Origin of the sequence: Roseovarius sp. A-2 (assembly GCF_002072155.1) — a bacterium.
GTDB lineage: Bacteria > Pseudomonadota > Alphaproteobacteria > Rhodobacterales > Rhodobacteraceae > Roseovarius.
In genome coordinates, this window is the sequence record NZ_BDIY01000010.1 from 1 (window position 1) to 22,949 (window position 22,949).

At 62.3% G+C, this 22,949-nt stretch carries 22 protein-coding genes; 17 read left to right on the forward strand and 5 right to left on the reverse strand.

Translation table 11 applies throughout. The features are described 5' to 3' along the window. Window positions 1-82: 82 nt before the first annotated feature. On the reverse strand, window positions 83-430 hold the full coding sequence (locus BHD06_RS24760; protein ID WP_176214347.1) for a transposase family protein: 348 nt from the start codon (window positions 428-430) through the stop codon (window positions 83-85). A gap of 135 nt (window positions 431-565) precedes the next feature. Between BHD06_RS24760 and BHD06_RS12505 the strand changes: the two genes are divergently transcribed. Then, entirely contained in the window at window positions 566-1,456 is an 891-nt protein-coding gene (locus tag BHD06_RS12505; RefSeq protein ID WP_254892399.1) for a helicase-related protein, read from the forward strand. Between the two features lie 62 nt (window positions 1,457-1,518). Further along, window positions 1,519-1,965 (forward strand): HD domain-containing protein, encoded by a 447-nt coding sequence (locus tag BHD06_RS12510; protein ID WP_148380059.1) that lies wholly within the window; start codon window positions 1,519-1,521, stop codon window positions 1,963-1,965. A gap of 18 nt (window positions 1,966-1,983) precedes the next feature. Here BHD06_RS12510 and BHD06_RS12515 read toward each other — a convergent pair whose 3' ends face one another. Then, entirely contained in the window at window positions 1,984-3,219 is a 1,236-nt protein-coding gene (locus BHD06_RS12515; protein ID WP_376764852.1) for a helix-turn-helix domain-containing protein, read from the reverse strand. Window positions 3,220-3,457: 238 nt separating this feature from the next. Here BHD06_RS12515 and BHD06_RS12520 point away from each other — a divergent pair, with 238 nt between their 5' ends. The 7 genes from BHD06_RS12520 to BHD06_RS23765 all read left to right on the forward strand — a co-directional run bounded on the left by BHD06_RS12520 (window position 3,458) and on the right by BHD06_RS23765 (window position 11,453). Next, on the forward strand, window positions 3,458-4,342 hold the full coding sequence (locus BHD06_RS12520) for a recombinase family protein (RefSeq protein WP_080457345.1): 885 nt from the start codon (window positions 3,458-3,460) through the stop codon (window positions 4,340-4,342). A 293-nt stretch (window positions 4,343-4,635) separates the two neighbouring features. Then, window positions 4,636-5,781: a plasmid partitioning protein RepA gene (repA, locus tag BHD06_RS12525; protein ID WP_176214348.1), complete on the forward strand. Its 1,146-nt coding sequence runs from the start codon at window positions 4,636-4,638 to the stop codon at window positions 5,779-5,781. After that, window positions 5,771-6,694, forward strand: coding sequence for a ParB/RepB/Spo0J family partition protein (locus BHD06_RS12530; protein ID WP_080457347.1), 924 nt, complete (start codon window positions 5,771-5,773; stop codon window positions 6,692-6,694). The genes repA and BHD06_RS12530 overlap by 11 nt, the downstream gene beginning before the upstream one ends. 203 nt (window positions 6,695-6,897) lie before the next feature. Beyond that, a complete protein-coding gene (locus BHD06_RS12535) occupies window positions 6,898-8,031 on the forward strand; it encodes a helix-turn-helix domain-containing protein (protein WP_080457348.1) in 1,134 nt (377 codons plus the stop codon). 113 nt (window positions 8,032-8,144) lie between these two features. Further along, the gene (locus tag BHD06_RS12540; protein WP_080457349.1) at window positions 8,145-10,328 is read left to right on the forward strand and encodes a ParB/RepB/Spo0J family partition protein; all 2,184 of its coding nucleotides are present in this window, start codon (window positions 8,145-8,147) and stop codon (window positions 10,326-10,328) included. A gap of 99 nt (window positions 10,329-10,427) precedes the next feature. Then, window positions 10,428-10,901 carry a hypothetical protein gene (locus BHD06_RS12545; RefSeq protein WP_080457350.1) on the forward strand — a complete coding sequence of 158 codons (474 nt, stop codon included), beginning with the start codon at window positions 10,428-10,430 and terminating at the stop codon, window positions 10,899-10,901. A gap of 387 nt (window positions 10,902-11,288) precedes the next feature. Continuing rightward, entirely contained in the window at window positions 11,289-11,453 is a 165-nt protein-coding gene (locus BHD06_RS23765) for a hypothetical protein (protein WP_176214349.1), read from the forward strand. A 180-nt stretch (window positions 11,454-11,633) separates the two neighbouring features. Here the strand turns inward: BHD06_RS23765 and BHD06_RS12550 are convergent, their stop codons facing one another. After that, window positions 11,634-13,001 carry an ATP-binding protein gene (locus tag BHD06_RS12550; RefSeq protein WP_080457351.1) on the reverse strand — a complete coding sequence of 456 codons (1,368 nt, stop codon included), beginning with the start codon at window positions 12,999-13,001 and terminating at the stop codon, window positions 11,634-11,636. Continuing rightward, window positions 12,998-13,657 carry a response regulator transcription factor gene (locus BHD06_RS12555; RefSeq protein ID WP_080457352.1) on the reverse strand — a complete coding sequence of 220 codons (660 nt, stop codon included), beginning with the start codon at window positions 13,655-13,657 and terminating at the stop codon, window positions 12,998-13,000. The genes BHD06_RS12550 and BHD06_RS12555 overlap by 4 nt, the downstream gene beginning before the upstream one ends. A 145-nt stretch (window positions 13,658-13,802) precedes the next feature. Here BHD06_RS12555 and BHD06_RS12560 point away from each other — a divergent pair, with 145 nt between their 5' ends. The 8 genes from BHD06_RS12560 to BHD06_RS12595 all read left to right on the forward strand — a co-directional run bounded on the left by BHD06_RS12560 (window position 13,803) and on the right by BHD06_RS12595 (window position 22,318). Beyond that, the gene (locus tag BHD06_RS12560) at window positions 13,803-14,120 is read left to right on the forward strand and encodes a PepSY domain-containing protein (protein ID WP_080457353.1); all 318 of its coding nucleotides are present in this window, start codon (window positions 13,803-13,805) and stop codon (window positions 14,118-14,120) included. Continuing rightward, window positions 14,113-15,462 carry a ferric reductase-like transmembrane domain-containing protein gene (locus BHD06_RS12565; protein ID WP_254892400.1) on the forward strand — a complete coding sequence of 450 codons (1,350 nt, stop codon included), beginning with the start codon at window positions 14,113-14,115 and terminating at the stop codon, window positions 15,460-15,462. The genes BHD06_RS12560 and BHD06_RS12565 overlap by 8 nt, the downstream gene beginning before the upstream one ends. Before the next feature lie 184 nt (window positions 15,463-15,646). Further along, complete coding sequence (locus tag BHD06_RS12570; RefSeq protein WP_080457355.1) at window positions 15,647-16,021, forward strand: hypothetical protein; 375 nt, start codon at window positions 15,647-15,649, stop codon at window positions 16,019-16,021. Between the two features lie 35 nt (window positions 16,022-16,056). Further along, entirely contained in the window at window positions 16,057-16,527 is a 471-nt protein-coding gene (locus BHD06_RS12575; RefSeq protein WP_080457356.1) for a DUF2271 domain-containing protein, read from the forward strand. 11 nt (window positions 16,528-16,538) lie between these two features. Continuing rightward, the gene (locus BHD06_RS12580; protein ID WP_080457357.1) at window positions 16,539-18,746 is read left to right on the forward strand and encodes a PepSY domain-containing protein; all 2,208 of its coding nucleotides are present in this window, start codon (window positions 16,539-16,541) and stop codon (window positions 18,744-18,746) included. Beyond that, window positions 18,727-19,707 (forward strand): FAD:protein FMN transferase, encoded by a 981-nt coding sequence (locus tag BHD06_RS12585; RefSeq protein ID WP_080457358.1) that lies wholly within the window; start codon window positions 18,727-18,729, stop codon window positions 19,705-19,707. The genes BHD06_RS12580 and BHD06_RS12585 overlap by 20 nt, the downstream gene beginning before the upstream one ends. Window positions 19,708-19,712: 5 nt before the next feature. Further along, window positions 19,713-21,620 carry a heavy metal translocating P-type ATPase gene (locus tag BHD06_RS12590; RefSeq protein WP_080457359.1) on the forward strand — a complete coding sequence of 636 codons (1,908 nt, stop codon included), beginning with the start codon at window positions 19,713-19,715 and terminating at the stop codon, window positions 21,618-21,620. Then, entirely contained in the window at window positions 21,617-22,318 is a 702-nt protein-coding gene (locus BHD06_RS12595; protein ID WP_080457360.1) for a VIT family protein, read from the forward strand. The genes BHD06_RS12590 and BHD06_RS12595 overlap by 4 nt, the downstream gene beginning before the upstream one ends. A 74-nt stretch (window positions 22,319-22,392) precedes the next feature. Here BHD06_RS12595 and BHD06_RS12600 read toward each other — a convergent pair whose 3' ends face one another. Continuing rightward, window positions 22,393-22,872, reverse strand: a complete 480-nt coding sequence (locus BHD06_RS12600) for an Lrp/AsnC family transcriptional regulator (protein ID WP_080457361.1) — start codon at window positions 22,870-22,872, stop codon at window positions 22,393-22,395. Window positions 22,873-22,949 lie beyond the last annotated feature (77 nt).

The following is a 22,949-nucleotide window of genomic DNA, read 5'->3' on the forward strand; positions in this document are numbered from 1 at the left end:
GCGCCGCGACAATCAAAAACACAAACCACTTGATCGCGGCTGAAAAGACCGCCATCGTCACAAACGTCGCGACCAAGGATTCTCATCCTGATTGACGCGCTCTTCTCACCCAGATTGTCGCGCTACAACGACGTGCAAATGGACGCGCAATCGAGGCGATTTGGTCTGAGAATGTTCGGCGTGGGCAAGCGGGTGCCTGACATCGCCAACGGCAAATTGCGAGATCAACCGTTACCTCGTCTCCATGCGCGGGATAATCCTGCAGCCGCCGACGCCGCCAGCCGTGACGTCGGCGTGAATGCAATCCACAGTCTGGGCAAATGCCGTTGGGAGCCAAGACGCCAGATACAATCCACCCGCCTCTTTCACTTCGCTCAACGCTTTGAACGGCAACATCGCTCCCGGGCGACCAGTGCTTCTTCGAACTCACAACTATACCTCCTGAATTTTCCAGTTTCAGGATAGTTGCGCCACACAAAGTGAGGCAGAACCCAATTAAGGGCTACGCGACAACTGGCCAGCCTCGAAAGTACGGGATGAGAGCGAACCCGCCGTTCTTGCCGCCATGAACGACCCTGATCTCTGTGTGACGACAGGCGGTATCACTTCGATCAACCAGATGCTGACCGAACGATATCGGAAATGGTCCAGTGCGCGCCGCACAGAGCTTGCAAGGCTGCATCGTGAACTCGAAGCCTTGGCACCGCAGGATGATACCGCCGCGCTGTTGGTAGGCTATTTGCGCCAAGATGACGATGATGAAGAGCTGCAAGGCGATATCGGGGCACTACTGGAGGCGCTTGACGACAGGCGCGAGAGTGCTGACGTACCGTGGTCCGGCGACGAAATGCTGGCGCTGTTCAAAGGGCTGCTGGATGACCTATCAACCGATGAAGAGCAAGAACACGACAGTGTCTTGCGGTCTAGGCTGGCATCGTATCTTCAGGACTTTTCCGGGCGCGAGGGCAATTTTGCCCGGATGATGTCTGGTGCAACCCCACCTCAAACACGCCGCTTGCTGCAGTCCGCATTCAACCGCGCCTCCAGCTGGCCAATGGTACTTCTCGCTCAATCCCGTGTTGGGCGGGAGGGGTTAAACCTGCATGAAGCCTGCCGCACTGTGGTCATACTGCATGCAGAATGGAACCCGGGTATTGTCGAACAACAGATCGGTCGCGTGGACCGCAAGGGCAGCCGTTGGCTCCAAGACTTGGAAAATTGGTATGGGCACGCCGAGGGCGACCCACCACGTATACGCATTCATCCTGTCGTTGTCAGCGGGACCTATGATGATCACAACTGGCAGGTCCTGAAGGAGCGGTGGATGGAGCTGCGTGCACAATTACACGGGGAAGTTTTGCCGCATCAGGGAACCCACGCAGCAATTTCCCCAGAACTCGAAGCTCTTAGGAACCGTATCATTGTATCCACGCCAAACTTTGCGCCATGGGAGTGATGTGAAGTTCCAAAAATACCAACCGAATGGTCACGATCATATTCATACACCAGGAGAAGCTATTGAACCTTCATCGCGCCATTGAAATCGCTGCGGAAGCCCATCGGGGACAAACCGACAAGGCCGGCGCGCCGTATCTGCTACATCCGCTCCGGGTGATGATGTCATTAGAGACCGACGACGAACGGATCGTTGGCGTCCTGCATGACGTGGTCGAAGACGGCCCTGGCTGGACATTCAAGCGCCTTGAGGAAGAAGGGTTCTCGCCGACTGTGCTCGACGCTTTACGCCTTGTCACGAAGAGGCCCGAGGATGAAGGCGACAGCGAGGCCGTCTACGTGGCCTTCGTCCGACGCGCCAAGGGCAACAAGATCGCGCGCCGGGTCAAAACGGCAGACATCCTCGACAATCTGAACGCGTCGCGACTGTCGGCACTGACCGAAAAGGACATGCGCCGCATGAACCGCTATCTGGCTGCTCTGCGAGAGCTGCGGGACGCGGAAACCTGAAGGGAAAAAATCCGGAGATCACTGGCGCGCGGCCAGCACATCGAAGAAATCTTCAGCCAGCAGCTCATCATGCCTTTCGGGCATCGAATTTGCCTCTGTTGAGCGCGGCTCAACGATCCGCCACATTCGGTATCGTCCCTGCCCCGTAACTTCCCGGATGAGGCCCTGCTCGTCCATCCAGTCGATGTTGCGCTGAACCGTTGCCCGATGCGTACCTGTCAGTTTCTCGGCCATCTGTACTGAGACCAGCGGCCAGCTTGCGAAGAGGTTCCGCAGCATCGGCGGCGTCTTGCCCGAGAGGGGAGTCATCGCGCGCTCTGCGGCAGCCGCCCAAGCCTCGATCTCCTCGAGCCTGCGCAGGGCTGCGAATGTCGCGCTCTCCATCGCGTTCAGCCAGCGCGCTAACCGGGCGGGCGGGTCCCCGATCGCGCGAAAGCCCCCTCCCCCGCCCATGGCGGTCGGTGCGAAGATCGCGCCGGGCATGCTCCCTGACGGTGCGAGTTCGGTGATCGCAACACGCGACGCCGTCACCGCGGCCTCGAGCGGATCGTCGATCGGCGAGAGCTCCGCGACATGCCAGAGATGAAAGCCCATGCAGGCCCGCGTCACGGGGTGGAGGTTTTCGGCCTGATTCATCATCGCAAGCCATCCGGCAGCCCGGTCCTCGAAGGCTTCACGCTCTGCCATCTCGACCACGCGCGAGGGAGCATTGGCATCTTCGAACCGCTCCCCATGCCCCGGGCGGTCGCGCCGATCAAGGAAGGTCTCGAGATCGCCGACACCCGACCGACGCATCAGCGGCGCGGGTCCACCGGTCAGCCGACGCACGGTCCAGCCGATCCGGTACAAGGCCTGCGCATCATCCGTTACGGTCGAAACCCGCAGCGCCATGTAGAGTGACAGCCGGTCGAGTCCGATCCGGTCCTGCGTCAACCAGCTCAGGTCCGCAGCCTCGATCAGGGCGAGCCGCTGCCGCCAGCCTGCAGGGCCCCGACGCAGGCGTTCATCGAGGATCCCCAGGCGCGCCGCAACACGGGCGAGCTGCGCCGCCTGCCCGGCCTCGGCCCCGCGCCAGGCATCGACGATCTCGGATTCCTTCGCCTCAGACCTAGGTCCGGGAGGCAGGTAATCCGGTTCGTCCTCGATCGGCCCGGGCAGGAACCAGAGGTCGGCGTCATCCTTGTCCTCGGACGCCTCCAAGTCTTCGAGAGGCATCTCGTCATAGTCCATGTGTGTAGGGCGAAATCGGCTCATGCGCGCATTATAAAGCTATTTTGCGCGTTTGGCGATGGAGTTTGAGGGACTGCGTTTTCCTCTACTATAGAGGCGTTCGAGGATCGTGCCTTCTCGAGAGCGCTGGAGCGCCTCTCGTGGCCGTCAGCCCATAGTTACAAGGCTTCCCGAATTCAGCGCGACGAGAGAAATACCTATTGCACGCGTTTTCAAACGATCGTTTATTAGTGGTACATGAAACTGCAAACGGCCTGTTTTGATGCCCCTGATCGGCTATGCGCGCGTCTCAACCGAGGATCAGACCCCCCTGCCCCAGTCGCAGGCCCTGAAATCCGCGGGTTGCGCCGAGATCCATGAGGAACAGGCCTCGGGCGGCAATCGTGCGCGGCCAGTGCTTGCGCGGGTGTTGGAACGCATCGGCAAGGGCGACACGCTGGTCGTCGTTCGGATCGACCGACTGGCGCGGTCGCTGTCGCATCTGCTGGAGGTGATCGAGCGGCTGGAGGCCAAGGGTGCGTTCTTTCGTTCCATTCAGGACCCGATCGACACCGGATCCCCGCAAGGCAAGTTCACGCTGCAGGTCCTGGGCGCTGCGGCCGAGTTCGAGCGCGCCCTGATCCGGGAACGCACCAAGGCCGGCCTCGCCAGCGCGCGCACAAAAGGCCGCGTGGGCGGGAACCCTGGGCTGCGGGCCAAAGACCCTGCTGCTCTTCGCAAGGTGCGGCTGGCGCGACAGGACGGCTACATTGAGCGTCTGAACGAGACGGCACAAGATTGGGTGCCCCATGTGCGCCGGTTGCGCCCCGACTTGGCCTGGGAGGATGTGTTGCGCATCGTCAACGGCCCCTTGCCCGAGGCGCGTCGCTGGACCCAAAGCCGTCTTTTGCGCGCCGTGAAGGCCTATGTCCGCGATGGGTTCCTACCCAACGAGGTTCTGGCCCGCGCCGGCCGCCGCGAAAGGGACGATCGCCTGCCCGCCATTATTGCCGCCATCAAGGGCGCGGATCCCGAGATCACGCTTCAGGCGATCTGCACCCGGCTGGAAGCGATGCGCGAACGCACGCCCCGTGGCCGAACGAGATGGCAGCCCTCATCGGTCAAGATGCTGTTGGAGCGAGCCGAGAGGCTGGGGCTGCTCGATTGAGATTCCCGAGAATCGCCCATCCGATTCTGCCGACTGATTTCTGTACGCACTCACAATACATCTTGTGGTCACTACGTAGTTGGCAACGAGGTGTTGAAGTAGAGCGAGAGCGCAGTCGCCCAAGACGCTGATTTTTAACAGTTTACCGTCGACAGAAATCGGTGCCTTCAACACCCCCAGGCCGCTCAACGGTTTGGTCTGGATTTATCCACAATATCTGTTAAGCTTTGCAAAACAATAAAGACTTGAGGGCAGTGATGAACGGGATACGGGCCTCCCAGAGATTTGAAGTCATGTCCAAGCGGCTTGGTAGTCGGTTGCGTGAACATGCGCAGGAAACCTTCCCACCGGACGCTCAGAAGGGCCTCCGACGCTTCGCCATGCGGGAAGCGGCTGAACTGCTTCGCATTAATCAGAATACCTTTCGCCATCATGTGTCAAACCTCGAAGGCTTTCCCGAAGGTGTCCTGGAGGGCGGCAACCGCCGTAGCTTCTCTGCAGAGGAGATGGTCGAGGCACAACGCGTACTTCTCGAGACTGGAAGGATCAAGCCAGAAGAACACCCGCACAGAAGACCGGGAGAGGCTTGTCAGGTCTTGACGATCTTCAACCTGAAGGGTGGTTCGGCAAAGACGTCATCTGTTGCCCATGTAGGACAACTACTGGGTCTGCGCGGCTACCGGGTCTTGCTGATCGACCTCGACAGCCAGGCAAGTCTGACAAACCTGTTCGGGGTTACTCCCGAGCTCGATCCGGAGATGCCGACTTCATACGATCTTATCCGATCCGACGATCCATTGCCCGCAGCAGATATCATTCGCAAAACGAACTTCCCGACTGTGGATCTGATCCCGGCATCCATGGACATCATGGAGTACGAGTTCGAGGTCGCCCTGAGCTTCAGACACGGCGCCACCACGTTCCATAGCCGCATCCGGGAAGCGCTTGAGCCCGTCCTCAACCGATATGATGTGGTGATATTTGACACCCCACCGCAGCTGAACTTCTCGGTGATCTCTGCCCTCTTTGCATCGACCGGGGTCCTGATCCCGCTCAACGCGTCGATGCTCGATGTCATGTCGCTGGCGAGCTTTCTGGGCATGGCGAGCAACCTGATGGGCGTCGTCGAGGCACACGCCCCGGAACATGGACTGAACTTCGTGCGAGTTCTGATCACCCGCTACGAAAATACGGATGGTCCGCAGGTGCAGATTTCATCTCTGCTTCGGACAGTCCTCGGGGATGCCGTGCTGTCTGCCGAGTTTCTGAAATCAACAGCCGTAGGTGATGCTGCGAACACCCAGCAGAGCATCTTCGAGGTCGAACCTCGCGACGTGAATCGCAGAACTTACGAGCGCGCGATCGAGTCCGTCTCGCGCGTGACCGACGAAGTCGAACGCGAAATCCTGAAAGCATGGGGGCGTAGCCATGGCGCGTAAGGTCTTCGGGGACTCACTCAAGAACGCGATGGGCAAAACGCCGCCTTCGGACGAGAATCTGGATGTGAAGCGAACGAGCCCGACTGTAGCTCGCGCACAAGCATCCGTGCTCGAAGAGGATAAACACGCCACGCGGCTGATCGACCCGACCGCCATACGGATGTCCGCGGTCATGGACCGCATCGATCCAAGCGATGGTCTGGATGAGCTTGTCTCGTCGATCCGCGAGCACGGTCAAAAGGTTCCAGTGCTGGTTCGCCGAACCCAGGACGGTGCGCTTGAGATCGTCTACGGACGCCGTCGGCTTTTAGCTTGTCGCCAACTTGGTCAGAAAGTGCGCGCCACGGTCATGGAGATGACCGACGAGGAAGCTCTCATTGCCCAAGGCGTAGAGAATAATGCGCGCCAAGACCCATCGTTCATCGAAAGGGCTCTGTTTGTCGCCGGGATCATTCGAGAACTTGGGAAAACCGACGAAACGCGCAAGAACGCTCAAACGATCGCGTATCGGGCACTTCAGATCGATGAATCGCTCGTCTCGCGGATGAACCGTATCGCTACGGGCATCCCGATGGAACTGATCCAGGCTATCGGACCTGCACACGGCGTTGGCCGACGGGTTTGGGAAAAGCTTTTCAGGCTGTGCGAGAAAGACGTCGCGAGAGCCCGAGAAGTTGCCGGCGAAATCCCTCGCAACATCCCGGGCCCCGACCGTCTCGAAGCGGCGGTTGCCTTGCTGACAGCCACCAAACCATCGACGCAGAAGACACATCCGAGTGAGCGCGTGAAGATCGGCCGAAAGGGCAACCGCATCACCATCGATGTGGACGCTGATCTTGTCCCTCGTGTTGAGGAGGCAGTCCGGAAGCTGGTCATGGAGCTTCTTGACCGCGGTCAAGACGGGCCAGAGTGACGACCCCGTGTCTTGACCGCGGTCAAGACATCAAAAGCAACGAGCAGAAAACGAAAGGAGGACCGGCTAGAAAAAGAAAGACCCCCCGAAAGCGATGCTTCCGAAGGGCCTCAATCAGTCTCGACATCTGATTGATACCCCAAAAACGAATCGATTTCAACACCGCTCGCGGTGAACGGGGAAGCTTTTTCTTCCGAAACACCATGAGACATGCAACTGAAACAACGACCGCCCTGGCGGAACGGATATCTCTGCCCTGCCCTAACCCCTACGAGCTTCTGGGCCCAGTTCGCGTACTGAGGAAGGAGCTCGGTCTCACAACCAATGACCTCGCCGTTCTGACCGCGCTCATTAGCTTCCTACCCCGCAAAGAACGTGAGATTCAGGACAGCCAGCGACTTACGCTCACTGTCGTGTTCCCGTCGAACGCTTCTCTGTCAGAGCGCGCAAATGGACTCGATGAGAGAACACTTCGACGCAGCTTGGGACGCCTCTCAGCTGCTGAACTAATCGAACGCAAGAACTCAGCAAATGGCAAACGCTTTCCGCTGCGGTATGGAGGCGTTATCAGAGATGCCTTTGGCATCGACCTGAAGCCCTTGATCCAGAGGTACGGCTCGCTCGCGACGCAAGCCTTGCAACTCACCGAAGAACGCGAGCGCTTGCGCTCACTGAAGGCTGAGGCGTTGGCCCTACGAGCTTCGCTACTCCAACAGACACGCTTCGACGAAGCAAAGCTCTCTACCCTCAACATGATCAGAAATGTCCTGCGTCGAGCAACATTAACCGTTGATGCAGTCCTGAGCGTTATCTCGGAACTTAGAGCCCTCGGAGCCGATACTGACGCAAGCTACGGTGAACACCATGCTGCAGAAAAAGCTGGTTCCGAAGATAATTTACAAGCTATCGAACACCGACCTTATGCACCAGAATCCAACGATCTGCCCGCCACAAACGGACAAAATGTCCGGCACATAGAGTCTATAAAAAAAGATATTAAAAAGATTGCTCACTCTACGGTCAATCGCAGTGAACAAACCACAAAAACCAAACCGACGATGAACCGAGACCCAGCACGCATGGCATGGGAAGATTTCACCCATGTTGCAGGATTTTTCCCAGAACCGCCACGGACAGGAGAAGCCCTTACCCGCATTCTATACGACCTCGGTCGATTGCTTAGAATAAGCCAAGACGAACTTCGGTATGGCATCCAGAAAGCTGGCGCGGGAAAACTGCTTCTCGTCTTCGACTACCTGATAGCAAGAGCAGACACGATCAAACACCCTGACGCCTATTTCGAAACGATCCTACGCACACAACTTGCTCCCACATGAACTTCTTGACCGCGGTCAAGAACGATCGTGAGAGGGAAAGGAGTGTTGGTTTGAGGGTGACGGGAAGTGAGATCGGGAGAGTGGCTTCCGACGCCCGTCGTGGAGAAGATCTGATGACCAAAGCTGTCCAGAAAATCACCCTGTCCCCTTCACGGGATATCCCTTTCGACAAGCTGGTGCTCAGCCAGTCCAACGTGCGGCGCATCAAGGCTGGCGTGTCGGTCGAGGAACTGGCCGAAGATATCGCCCGCCGCGGTCTCTTGCAAAGCCTGAGCGTGCGGCCCGTCGTGGCTGACGATGGTACCGAGACCGGCAAGTTCGAAATCCCGGCCGGTGGACGGCGGTTCCAAGCCTTGTCTTTACTGGTGAAGCAGAAACGCTTGGCGAAGACCACGCCCATTCCCTGCATCGTCCGCGATGCTGCGTCCGACATCCTCGCCGAGGACGATTCCCTTGCGGAAAACATGCAGCGCGTCGCCCTGCACCCGCTCGACCAGTTCCGCGCGTTTGTGTCCCTGCGCGACAAGGGTCAGAGCGATGCAGAGATCGCTGCGGCCTTCTTCGTAACGCCGCAGATCGTGAAGCAGCGCCTGAAACTCGCCTCCGTCGCCCCTGCCCTGCTTGAGGTCTATGCCGAGGATGGCATGACGCTGGAGCAACTCATGGCCTTCACCGTGAACCCCGATCACGCGCGTCAGGTTCAGGTTTGGGATGTGATTCATTCATCCTGGAACAAGGAGCCATTCCAGATCCGGCGCATGTTGACCGAGACCTCGGTCCGAGCGTCCGACCGACGCGCGGCCTTTGTGGGTGTTGAGGCCTATGAAGCGGCGGGCGGCACGATGCTGCATGACCTCTTCCAAGGCGATGACGGTGGCTGGCTCGAGGACCCTGCCCTGCTCGATCGGCTGGTGACGGAAAAACTCCAGGCCGAGGCTGAGACGGTTGCGGTTGAGGGCTGGAAGTGGATCGATGTCGCGCTTGACCTGCCCTACGGCTACAGCCACGGTCTGCGGTCCTTGTCTGGCGATCCGGCGCCGATGACGGATGACGAAGGTGCGGCCCATGCCAAGCTGCTCGCCGAGTATAGGGCGCTGGAAGAGGAATACGCGGGTCAGGATGAAATCCCCGACGAGGTCGACACGCGGCTTGGCGTGTTGGAAACGGAGATGGAAAAGATCGAGACCCGGCCATTGATCTTCGATCCCTTGGAAATCGGACGGGCAGGGTCGTTCGTCACGCTCGACCGCTACGGCGCGCTGGCAGTCTATCGCGGCTATGTGCGCCCAGAGGATGAGCCCGTTGAGGAGACCGCGGTCCAGGATGGTACTGATCCTGCGGCGGCGGGGCAGGGGGATGGTCGTGATCTCACCGATGGCCTTGGCAGTGCTGCTCATGGCGGCACCGTCATCACGTCGGGTGGCCAGCCAATTGATGGCGACTTGCCTGAGGATGAGGATGACGGAGCGCTGAAGCCACTGCCCGAGCGGTTGGTCATGGAGTTGACGGCCCATCGGACGCTGGCGCTACGTGAAGCGATCGGGCGCTCGCCGGATGTCGCGCTGACGCTGCTGCTTCTGAAGCTGGTGACGGACACCTTCCGCACCTCCTCTGCTTCGGGCAGCTGTCTCGAGGCATCCGTGCGTCCGGTCTACATGTCGGCGCAGGCGCCCGATCTCAAGGATAGCGTGGTGGCGAAGCTGGTCGACGAGCGTCATGCGGAATGGGAAGCCGATCTGCCGCTTGGCGATGATGCGGCACTTTGGGCCTATCTGACGGTCCTCGACCAAAGCAGTCGGCTGGCCTTGCTGGCGCATTGCCTCAGCTTCGGCGTCAACGCGCTGCATGAGAAGGTGAACCCATACGGGGCAGGCATCTCCGCAGGCGGTCTGACCCGGCGGATGGCGCATTCCGATTTCGTGGCGCGTGCCACAGATCTCGACATGGTCGAGGCGGGCTGGGAGCCGACGGTCGACACCTATCTCAACCGCGTGCCCAAGGCCCGCATCCTCGAGGCCGTGCGCGAAGCGAAAGGGGAGGGGACTGCCCAGCTCCTCGATCACCTGAAGAAAGGCGAGATGGCCAGTGAAGCCGAGCGCTTGCTGAAGGGCAGCGGCTGGTTGCCCGAGGTCCTGCGCCGGAACGATCTCGTGGCGCTGGACGATGAGGACCGTGCCGAAGGGCAGGGGCCGGATGTCGATGCCGAACTGGCTGACAGCGTCAGTGAGGCTGACCTTCCTGCATTCCTGACGGATGACCTGCCTGCTCAAGGCGCGTCGATGCTGGCCGCGGAATAACGTGATCCAGCGGGGGGCGGAGATTCCGCCCCCAATCACCCTATAACGTAACAATATCAATAAGATGAATGCGATTACTCGCATTCGGAATGAGGAATCATGTCTGCAACAACCATCATCGACACCGCGCCCCTTGGGGCGCTCATTCGCTACACCGACGGCAGTCCGAAGCCACCGGCACGGTTCACCAAGAAGCTTGCCGCCTGGGAGCGATCGAACGGCGTCGGCCGTCTCGTGAAGAAGGAGCCTCCCCGGGTCTATACGACCTGGACGGCACCAGCCTCCTTCACGCTACATGAGGGCAACTTCTCCTCGGACGGGGTGATCCTCGTCACCATCATGCGCAGCCATTCTGCTGACAGCGCCCTCGTCTTCGAGGTGGCCGAAGAACCGAAGCCCGGCCAAGTGCGCGTGCTTCTCGACTTCGGCGGCAACACGGAGCTGCTGCATCTGGCGGAATCCATCACCGCGGCAGAGCTTTGGATCGCCAAGGAAGGATACAGCAATGCGCGGCTCGAAATCGTCGGCGATGAAAATAGCGAAAGGGCAGGGGGCGCGGACCTGGCCGCCTGAGCCCAACTGAAACCGAGGGGCCCGTCCAAGCGCGGGCCTCTCAACCATCACAACCTTGTCCTTTGAGTTCGCGGGGCGCCAAAGGAACCATCCCCAAGGAAGGACGTCTTCAACCAAGAGCCTGCCCGGGAGGCTGGCGGCGTTAGAAGCATCAGCGGGATAACCGGCTCCAGTCGGCAGGGCACCATCCCCCGCTCGCCATTCCCTTCCTTGGCCCGAATCCTGTCTTCGAGATCAACCCGCGAGGGGTCGGACTACGGGCAAGCCCGTGCCGCCGGGCGGATTCGGACAAGCCGAACGCACCCGGTGATGTCAGCCAGTATTCGGGCCTTCGAGGTCCTGTCGCGCGGGGGATGGTCCCCCGCCTCCCAGACAGGAGCCAAACAGATGTCCCGCAAAGATGCACACGCCTTCGCCGCCTCCCTCGCTACCACGCTCATGGTCTCGATCGTCGTCTTCCAGGCTGGGGATGGAACCTTCGGCGCCGTCCCCGCCGATGAAATCGACGGCGACGAGGTCGTGATCGTCTCGGAATACGATCCCTTCGGGTGAGGCTTCGGCCTCACTTCCCGAGGGCTTGGCGCAAAAACGGCTATCGCCGATAGATGGCCTGCTCTACAGAGCAGCCCTAAGTACATAAAAAATATAAGAAAATAGCTCTCCTATCAGAAAGCTTTCCTACGTTTCTGCGATTTTCTTCAAACTATGACGTCGCCGGTGATGCGTCAGACTTCAAGGCCAATGCTCCCGATCTTTCACACGGGCATTAGGAGCATCTGTTGGCAATCTGACGGATGCCTGAAATCCAGAAGTTTCACCGGGACGTGGTGACTGGAGCAAGAGAGAGGTTTCGATCCGTTCTGCGATGGCTGAGACGATAGCGAGGCCAAGCCCGCTACCATCAGTTTTTGCATCTGCCCTCTCGAAGCGCCCTGTCAGGCGTTTGAGTGTTTCGGCTGCTACCGCGGGGCCCTCGTTTGCCACGATCAACTGCCCCTCGCTCGTGAGTGTAACCGCGACTGGGGCATTCTGCGCCCCGTGGCGTAGGGCGTTTTCCACCAGATTCCGGCACAGAATTCCCAATGCGTCGGGGTCGATATCAGACAAGACAGGCGTGTCCGGCAAGTTCAACATAAGGCGCCCGTTCTCTGTGCTGCGCGCAATATCTTCCACCACGACCCGAGTGATGGTTCTGACATCAGCGCTCTGGTCCATCCGAAGTCTACCGCCTTCCGCCCGCGCAAGCTGCAGGAGACGCTCGGACAGCCGTGTGAGACGCTTGAGCGTCGCCTCGATCTCGGCGGCGCGCGCGTCGATGGTCGGATCTTTGGTCTCTGACCGCAGTCGCTGCGCCTGGGCGATAGCGCCCGCCAATGGTGTCCTTAGTTCATGAGCTGCATTAGCTGCAAAACTTCGCTCAGCCTCGAACGCGTCGCGCAACCGAGCCAAAAGGTTGTTCAAGGTTGCGGCCAGCGGTCCGATTTCCGTCGGCAGGTCGGCCGCGGGTACTTCTGACAGGTCGCGCACGCCGCGCGCTTCAAGCCGCGTACGAAACCGATGGAGAGGGGCGAGGCTAAAGCGCACAGCGAGAATAATCGACGCGAGCGCCAACGGCAGCACGACCAGCAGCGGCAGGCCGAGGCCCATCTGGATTTCCCGAGCAACCGATGCGCGATGCGCCAACGGTTCGGCCACGGTGATGCTGATCGTCCCCTGGAGTGCGGCGTCGCTGTAGAGGCGATGTGTGGCGTTCTGCCTAAATCCCGGCCCATCGTATGGAGGGAACACGGCAGGGTCCGCCGCATGGGATTGCAGCAGGATGCGTCCCTCGGCATCGCGTACGATGTAGGTGAAGAACTCGTCATGCTCACGGATCGGCGCGAGGCGCTGCGTCACACCCTGATCTTCCCGCCCGACGATGTCGGTCACGGCCAGCGGCAGGATGCGCTCGGCGGTTTCACGCAGGGCGCTGTCAAAGACCTCGTCCATCTCGCCCCGAACGATCACCGCGGTAACCGTGGCGGCGGCGAGCCAGAGGATCGTCAGCACAAGGCCGAGTGACAAGCCGAGCCGTACCTGAAGGCTGGATGGCCACATCATGGCTTGCCCAGTCGGTAGCCCATGCCGCGCTCGGTCTCAATGATGGCGCTCCCCAGTTTCTTGCGCAGGCGGCTCACGTGCACCTCGATGGTGTTGCTCTCGACCTCGGCGTCGAAAGCGTAGAGCTTCTCCTCCAACTGCGCCTTGGACAGGAGCTGCCCAGGACGCGCCAGGAAGGCCTCGAAGAGCGCCCATTCCCGCGCCGTCAGCGGCACATGTCTGCCATCCCGATGGACGCTTCGCGCGGCAAGGTCGATGTCGAGCGGTCCGTGGGTCACGATCGGGTTGGGGTTGCCGCTGTAGCGCCGCGCGACCGAGCCAATCCGTGCCGACAGTTCCGACAGGTCGAAAGGCTTCACAAGATAGTCGTCAGCGCCTGCCTTCAGTCCCTCTATCCGGTCTGATATCTGGTCGAGCGCTGTCAGGATGATCACTGGCGTCACGTCCCGACGCGTCCGGAGGCCCTTGAGGAACCCGATACCGCGTCCGTCCGGCAGCATGAGGTCGAGCAGGACAAGGTCGTAGGAGGTTGCGCTCATCGCGTCGCCCGCCGCGTCGAGCCGCGTGACCCAGTCTACTGACTGGCCATCAGCTGCGATCTGGTCGCGCACTGCCGCGCCGAGAGTCGTGTCGTCTTCGATCAGCAATATGCGCATGGTCGTACCCGTTCTTTCCTGATGTCCCTCCATGATCCGTCTGGCTGACACGAAGCTGAAGCTTGTGGGTCGAGCCCCTTCAGGCTGCCGTCAGCTTCGCGGCGCATGAATGGCATCAAGAGGCGAGCCACTAGGAGTGTGCCCCATGAAGAAGACATTGACAATTATCGGCTTTCTCGCGGTCTTTCCGGCCGGCGCGGCGCTGGCTGACGACGATTGCTTCGTGCCGATGGCCGACTGGCAGCCGCGCGATGCTGTTGCCATGCTGGCCGAGGAAAATGGTTGGACGGTGCGCCGGATCAAGATCGATGACGGCTGCTACGAGATCGACGGGAGGGATGCCGAGGGGCGTGCGATCGAGGTGACTGTCCACCCGGCCACGCTGGAGGTAGTCGAGTTCGAATACGAGGACGACGAGGATGATCGCCGCGAGCGGGATCACGAGAGACGCGACGATGACTGATGCAGCGCGTCGCGACGGTAATGTCCCGGTGCCGGGCCTTCCTCTACTTCCTCGGCTTACCCTAAACTCTCCTCTGGCCCTGACGGGCCCGGTGCTGGTGGCGCTGCCATGCCTTCTGGCGGCTCTGCTCGGGTTCAACACTTATGCGCCCTTTGGCGCGGAAGCGGCACTTGGCATTGCCGTCGGGGCCGCGGCAGTTGTCGCGATGGCACTGACCCTGATCCTCGCCACACGACCGCCACTGGTTGAACCATTGTTCGGCGGTCTCGATCGCATGTACCGGGTCCACAAGTGGCTCGGTATTTCCGCGATGGTCCTGATGATCTTGCACCAGCAGATTGAGCCGGACTTCGAGCGTTTGGTGCGTGAAACTTCCCTTGGTGAACTTGGCGAAGAGGCAGGCGAACTCGCCTTCAACGCGCTTCTCGCACTTGTTGTTGTCAGCTGGTTCCGGAGATTGCCCTTCATCGGGCTCGAGATTCCATATCAGCTCTGGCGGTTCAGCCATCGTTTCATGGGGGCCCTTTTTGCCATCGTGGTCTTTCACCAATTCTTCGTCGATATGCCTGCCGGGGTGGACCCGACATTCATGTTGGTGCTGAATTCCTTCGGCATTGCCGGAGTGGTCGCGTGGATATTTACCGAGCTGGTCGCCCCGTACCTGCGGCGTAGAGAATTCACCGTCACAGAGATCAGCCAGACCAAGGACACCACCACGCTGACCCTCCGCCCCGAGGGGCGGGCCATGCGGTGGCGGCCGGGGCAATTCGCCTTCTTCCGCGCGCCAGAGGCGGGACTGTCCGAGCCGCACCCCTTCACGATCGCCAGCGCCCCGCGCCCTGACGGCACCCTGACGTTCTCCATCCGGGGCTTGGGTGGCTGGACACGAAGCCTGCCCGCCATCTTGCGGACCGGAACGCGTGTGCAGGTCGAAGGGCCATATGGACGGTTCAATTTCCGCAAGGGCGGTGCGCGCCAAATATGGCTTGCCGGCGGCATCGGTATCACGCCGTTCCTCGCCTGGGCGGAAAGCCTGACAGAGGCGGAGAGTCGCGACATTCACCTCATCTACTGCGTTCCGACACAAGAAGAAGCGATTGGCGTAGAGACGCTGCGCGCTGCGGTTGCCCGCAACCCGAGGTTCAGTTTCGAGGTGGTCGTCACGACGCGCGATGGCAGGCTCACGGCCGAGCGCCTGATCGGCGCGGTCCCTTTCGCGATCCGGCAAGCCGATTTGTGGTTCTGCGGCCCAACGGGTCTGAAGGATGGGATTCTCAAGGGCTTGAAAGCACAAGGCCAAACGCCTCGCCGTGTCCGCTTCGAGCAGTTTGAATTCGCCTGAACGCGGGGCAGGGCGCATAGCCATGCCAGCCCTGTAGCCTGCGCTCGCATCTTTTTGGCCCCGCCATTATCGGCGGGGCCATTTTTTTTCCTGACGGCAAGCTGAAGCAGGAATCGCTGGGGCGTCAGGAAGCCCTCAGGTCGACGCGCCAGATTGGTCTCATCAGACGAAAGGAGACCTTGCCATGAAAAAGACCCTGACCCTTCTCGCAGCGACAACGGCGCTGACCGCCGCCATCGGCGTTCCTGCCTGGAGCGCAATGGAGGACCCGGCCGACAGCATGCTTCGGCGCGTTGCCGCGCTCTTTGATGACGCCTCACAAGACATGCCTCTCATTCTCGCAAGCGACGAAGACGACGACGACCGCTGGCGGGACGGTTCGCGTCGCGGACACGACGACGATGATGACGAAGACGATGATGATGATGACTGCGACGACGATGATGACGACGACGATTGTCGGGGCGGCGCCCGCAATCCCGCGCCCGCTGGAACGGTCGCTCCTCCTCAGAACGGCCTCTTCGGAAACGGCGCCCCTCCGCAGGTTCAGGTGAACTGAACAGCTCCGAAGCACCCTGAACAAGGATCATTCCCATGAAATCACTTCTCGCAACGCTCGCGCTTACCACAGCGCTGACGCTTCCCGGCCTCGCCATGGCGCGGCCGGTGACGCTGACCACCACCCTCAACAATTACGGCGGCGACGGCGCCTACCTCGCGCTTTACGTTACCGACGTCTCGGGCGCCTATGTCGGCAGTCTCTGGATGGCCGGCGACAAGTCCAAGTACTACGAGCATCTGAGCGACTGGTACCGTGCCACGGGCGGCGATACCGCGCAGGTCAACGGCATTACCGGGGCCAGCGTCGGCGCGGGCCGCGCGCTGGAAATCACGCTCGATCTGGCCGACGCGCTGTTCGATGCGGGCTACACGCTGCACATCGACGCGGCGGTCGAGGATATGCGCGACAGCCCGAACGAGGTGGCCGTGCCGCTGACGACGGCGGGCGCGGGTACGCCGGTGACCGGGCGGCGCTACATCGCCAACTTCTCCTACGACATGTGAGGGGCAGGGCCATGATCCGTACACTGCATCGCTGGCCGGGTCTTCTGGCCCTCGCGCTCGTCACAATCCTGAGCCTAAGCGGTGCTGCGCTCTCGGTCTTTCCGGCAGTCGAGCGCATCACCGCGCCGCAGGTGGAGACTGGCCTGACAGTCGCCACCCTCGCGGACCGCATCCAGGCCGTCTATCCGGGCGTCGAGCAGATCCGGCGGTCGCCCTCCGGTCGGATCACCGCCTATTGGTTCGATCAGGGCGCGCCGGGTGCTGCCGTGATCGACCCGGCGACGGGCGCGGGCGTGGCCTCGGCCGACCCGAACCAGGCCCTTCGTTGGCTGACCAACCTTCATCGCTCGCTCTTCCTCGGGGATGGCGGGCGCATCGCCATGGCCGCCGGGGCCGCGGCGATGCTGGTCCTCTCGCTCTCGGGTGCTGTGCTGGTCGCGCGACGGGCGGGCGGATGGGGGCACTGGTTCGCGCCCTTGCGCGGTCCGCTCGCGGGCAGGCTGCATGTCGAGATCGCCCGGATCGCCGTCGTCGGCCTCGTTCTGTCTTCCCTGACTGCCCTCTGGATGACGGCGTCCACCTTCGATCTTCTGCCGGACGGAGGTGCCATCCCGGCCATGCCGACCGAGGTAAGCGGAGAGACGGGGTTTCCTCTCGATCAGATGGCCACGCTGCTGCAAACGCCCGTCGCCGAGCTGCGCGAGCTGAGCTTTCCCTATCCCGGTGACGCGACGGACGTGTTCACGCTGAAGTCCGACCGGGGCACCGGCTATCTCGACCAGGGAACCGGCGCGCTACTGGCATGGGCCGACTTGACCGGATGGGAGCGCGTCTCGGAAACCATCTACATGCTGCACACGGGGCAGGGGGCGGCGACGCTCGGCCTTGTGCTCGGGATGACGGCGCTCGGAGTACCGGCGATGGGCGTGACCGGCGTCCTGATCTGGCTTGCCGGGCGGCGCGGGCGGCCGCGCATCCGCGGCAACCAGCCCGCAGGCCGTTCCGAGACGATCCTTCTTGTCGGCAGCGAGGGGGGCAGCACCTGGGGCTTCGCCGCGACCCTGCATGCTGCGCTGACGGCAGCGGGGCGGAGCGTCCATGTTGGCCCGATGTCGGGCTTCGCACCGAAGCGCTACGCCGCGGCCCAACGGATCATCCTGCTCGCCGCGACCTATGGCGATGGTGCAGCACCCGCCTCGGCCAAGGGGTTCCTTGACCGGATGAACGCGTCGGCCCCTGCGCCTGATATCCAGATGGCCGTGCTCGGCTTCGGGGACCGCAGCTTTCCGGCCTATTGCGCCTTTGCCAAGGCCGTCACGGCAGCGGCGCAGGCCAAGGGTTGGGCCGAACTCATGCCGCTGGACACGATCGACCGCCAATCGCCACAGGATTTCGCGCGCTGGGGCCGCGCGCTTGGCGAGGTGCTTGGCATCTCTCTCGAACTTTCTCACCAGCCCGTCTCGCCGCGCACCGAAACATTGACCCTCGTCTCGCGGCGCAACTACGGGGCCGAGACGCAGGCAGCGGCCGCGATCCTGCGCTTCGCCCTGCCGCGCACGCCGCTGTGGCAGCGGCTGACGGGCGCGGGTTTCGCGCGGTTCCAGGCGGGCGACCTGATCGGTGTCCTGCCGCAGGGCAGCGCCGTGCCACGCCTCTATTCGCTGGCCTCGGGCCGACGCGACGGGTTCGTCGAGATCGTTGTGCGCAAGCATCCGGGTGGTCTTGCCTCGGGCCAGCTGACCGCTTTGGAGCCGGGCGATACCGTCACGGCTTTCCTGCGGCGCAATCCCGGCTTTCACGCCGGTCGCGGTCGCACGCCGCTGATCCTGATCGGGGCGGGCACCGGCATCGGGCCGCTGGCGGGCTTCATCCGCGGCAATGCGCGACACAGGTCCGTGCACCTGTTCTTCGGTATGCGACATGCCGACAGCGATTTCTTCTATGGCGAAGAAATGCCCGACTGGCAGGCCGAGGGGCGGTTGACACGGGCCATCACCGCGGTTTCCCGCGGGGCGCGGCGCAGTTATGTGCAAGACGCCCTGCGCGGAGAGGCTGGTCAGGTTGCGGACCTCATCCGGAATGGGGCGCGCGTAATGGTTTGTGGCGGGCGCGACATGGCCATGGGTGTGACCGATGCGCTGACCGAAATTCTCTCACCAGTCGGGCTGACGCCCGCAGTTCTGAAGGCGGAGGGGCGGTATGTCGAAGATGTCTACTGAAAGTGCGCGCATCGCCCTGAATGGCCCGACGATGGGCACACGTTGGACGGCATTGTTCTACGCGGAAGCGGGCCGCGACACGGATGCAATTCGCGCAGTACTTCAGGCGGCTGTCGACGAGGTGGACACACAGATGTCGATCTGGAAACCAGACAGCGACCTGATGCGGATCAACGCGGCGCCGGTGGGCGATTGGGTGATGGTGCCGGAGCAACTGCGGTCGGTCCTGCGCCTCGGGCTCGAGATCGGGCGCGCCTCGGGCGGGGCCTTCGATATCGGCATGGGCGATGCGGTGATGGCTTGGGGTTTCGGGCCCGGGGCCGCCGCGCCCGAGGGTATCCGCGCCGCGATGGACGCCCTCCGCCGCCCGGCGCAGGAGGTGCTGGAGATCGAGGGGATGCAGCTGCGCAAGACCGCGCCCATCGCGCTGGATCTGAACGGCATTGCCAAGGGTCATGGCGTGGACCGGCTGGCAGAAACCCTGCGCGAACACGGAATTGGCAATGCCCTTGTCGGCATCGATGGTGAGATGCGTGCAATGGGCGTCCGGCAGGATGGCGAGGCGTGGATCATCGCAGTAGAAGCACCGGACCCTGATCGCCGGACGCCGCATGCGATCCTGGCACTTCAGGATGCTGCCGTCGCGACCTCCGGTGACTACCGCCACTGCGTCGAGGTTCAGGGACGACGCCTGTCGCATACTATGGATCCGAGACGTGGCGCGCCGCTGATCGCGTCGCCCGCCTCCGTCACCGTCGTGGCCCGCACCTGTGCCGAGGCCGACGCCTGGGCGACGGCGCTGATGGTGCTCGGTGCAGAGAGGGGTGCGGTCCTCGCAAGACAACGTGGACTCGACGCCCTGTTTCTTCTGCGCGATGATGACGGGAGTGCAAGGGGCGTGGGAGTCGGGCAGCTTTTTTCCGAAGAACCAGCGGCAATCGCCTCAGGCGGGGGAAGATGAGCCGCATGGAACAGACTCGTACCGATCGCTTCAAGACCGCGCTCCTGCTGATGGCCGCAACCGGGCTGATCGTGGGACTCGCATTCTACCTTGCGGGCCAACCAGAGATCGCGAACCTGATCTGGATTGCAGGAGTTGTTCCCGCGCTCGCAGCGCTTGTGGTCGAAATCGTCCGGAGCATTGGGCGTGGCGAGGTGGGCCTCGATATCGTTGCCGCGCTGTCAATGTCGGCGGCGCTTGTCTTCGGCGAGACATTGGCTGCGGCTGTCGTCGCAGTCATGTATTCTGGAGGCACCTTCCTCGAAGCCTTCGCTGAGGGCCGTGCTCGTCGTTCGATGAAGGATCTTTTATCTCGCGTACCCCGGACCGCGACGCGGCACCGGAACGACGGTCTTGAGGATGTGCCTCTCGAAGAGATCGTACCGGGCGATCGCCTGCTGATCCGGCAGGGCGATGTCGTTCCCGTGGACGGCACGGTGGCGTCCGACACCGCCTTCCTCGACACCGCGGCGCTGACCGGCGAGTCCCTGCCAGTCCGGCTGGCGCGCGGGGCCGACGCGATGAGCGGCTCGACCAACGCGGGCGAGGCCTTCGACCTGACGGCGACGCGCGAGGCCAAGGACAGCACTTATGCCGGGATCGTCCGTCTAGTCGAGGAAGCGCAGGCGTCCAAAGCGCCGATGTCCCGGCTGGCCGACCGCTGGTCGCTGGGCTTTCTGGTCGTCACCGTCAGTATCGCCTTCGCGGCCTGGTGGTTCACAGGCGATCCGATCCGCGCGGTCGCCGTGCTGGTGGTCGCCACGCCCTGTCCGCTGATCCTTGCCGTGCCGGTTGCGCTCGTGGCCGGCCTATCGCGTGCGACGCATTTTGGCGTGCTGATCAAGGGCGCAGGGCCGCTCGAGACGATGGCGCGGATCCGCACGCTAATCCTCGACAAAACGGGGACGCTGACGGATGGCCGTCCGCAGATCATCTCGATAGACAGCCACGATGGCATGACCGAGGACGACATCCTGCGCCTCGCTGCCGCGCTCGATCAGGCCTCCAAGCACCCTGTCGCGCAGGCCATCGTTGCCGCCGCAAAGGCACAGGGCTTGACGCTGACCGTTCCGACAGAGGTGGCTGAGATCCCGGGCGAAGGGGTCTTGGGGCGTGTGGAGGGCCGCGAGGTGATCGTCGGCGGCGACAGCTTCGTGGCGTCCCGGGTCGGGCGGATGGTGGGCGATCACCCCGCCAAGGGCGCCGGATCGGTCCTTGTCGCAGTGGCAGTTGACGGTCACATGGCCGGGCACCTCGTCATGTCCGACCCGCTGCGCGAGGGAGCGGGTGCCATGCTGGACGGTCTGCGCCGCCAAGGGATCTCGCGCATCCTGCTGGCCACTGGCGACCGCGCGGACGTGGCCGAGCGCGTGACCGAGGGGCTGGGCCTCGACGGGCTGCGGGCCGGTCTGACGCCGGATCAAAAGGTGTTGCTGGTGCTCTCCGAGCGTAAACACGGGCCGGTGATGATGGTGGGTGATGGCGTCAACGACGCGCCCGCCCTCGCCGCTGCGGATGTCGGCGTGGCGATGGGGGCACGGGGCGCCGCGGCCTCGGCCGAGGCCGCCGACGTGGTCCTGCTCGTCGACCGGATCGACCGGCTGGGGCCCGGCATCGAGATCGCACGCGCCTCACGCCGGATCGCGGTCGAAAGCGTTGTCGCCGGGATCGGCCTGTCTGTCATGGGCATGATCGCGGCCGCTTTCGGTTACCTCACCCCGGTCCAGGGTGCGCTCCTGCAAGAAGTGATCGACGTTGCCGTGATCCTGAATGCCCTCCGCGCCCTGCGTATCGCTCCCCATGAGCCAGCTACGGGCAAACCGCAGGCCATCATGTCAGAGCAAGCTGACATCGTTCAAGGAGCCACGCCATGAGCCGTCTATCACATTCTGAAATCCATATGGTGCATCGCATCGGCTGGCTGCGGGCCGCCGTTCTTGGCGCCAACGACGGTCTTGTCTCGACCGCGAGCCTCGTCGTCGGCGTCGCCGCAGCGGGCTCCGGCAAGCCCGAGGTCATGATCGCTGGGCTGGCCGGGCTTATGGCTGGCGCGATGTCCATGGCGGCGGGGGAGTATGTCTCGGTCAGCTCGCAAACTGACGCCGAACAGGCGGACCTCGCCCGAGAGAGCCGTGAACTCGAGGAAACGCCCGAGGCCGAGCTCGAGGAACTAACCCGGATTTATGTTGAAAGAGGGCTGGACCGCGACCTGGCGGAAAAGGTTGCCGTGCAACTGACTGAACGCGACGCGCTCGGATCGCATGCGCGCGATGAGCTCGGCATTTCGGAAACCGTGACGGCCCGCCCTATCCAGGCGGCTCTGGTATCCGCACTGACCTTCGCAGCTGGGGCGGTGCTACCCCTGATCGTCGTTTTGCTGGTCTCGGAGGCGCAGATCGCTCCCCTGGTAGCGGGATCGACGATCCTTGGCCTTGCGGTTCTTGGTGGATTGGGTGCTTCCGCCGGCGGCGCAGGCGTCGTCCGTGGGGCCGCGCGGGTCACGCTATGGGGAGCGCTTGCAATGGCGGCGACAGCCGGGGTCGGTGCGCTGTTCGGGGTCGCCGTAGGCTAGAAGACAATCGGGTGTGAACGTGTTGCGAGGCCACGACACTCCTTGTGTGCAAAAAGGCCCACGAAGCAACTGAGCTAGTTCGGACTTGGAAACAGTCCCGACAACGGCAGCGCCGTGCTGGCTTTCACCTGTTCGAGGGCGAAAACCGAACTCACGCTCCGCAACCTGATGCTTGATGTCAGGGTGTCGTAGAATGCGTCAAATGCCGGCATGTCGGGCACGACCACTCGCAGCATGAAGTCATGGGTTCCGGCGAGACGATAGATGTCGCGAACCGGCTCGAGCGTCTCAGTGACGGTAAGGAACTCTGTGCGCCATTCTGCCGTATGATCGATGGCTTCGACCATCACGAAGGCTGTCAACGAAAGCCCAAGCGCGTCAGGGTTCAGCAAGGCCACGCGGGCGCGGATGACACCAGCCTCTTCATGCTTCTGGATGCGCTTCCAGCAGGGCGTCTGCGTCAGACCCACCTTGTCGGCGATGCGGGCGACCGGAACGGTCGCATCCCGCTGCAGGATGTCGAGAATCTTCAGATCGATCCGGTCGAATGTCATCGCGCCTCCTCTCTGGCCGTTACAGGCTGTCACCTTCGAGTCGGGGCAAGGATGCCACAATTCTCTTAAATGTCGAT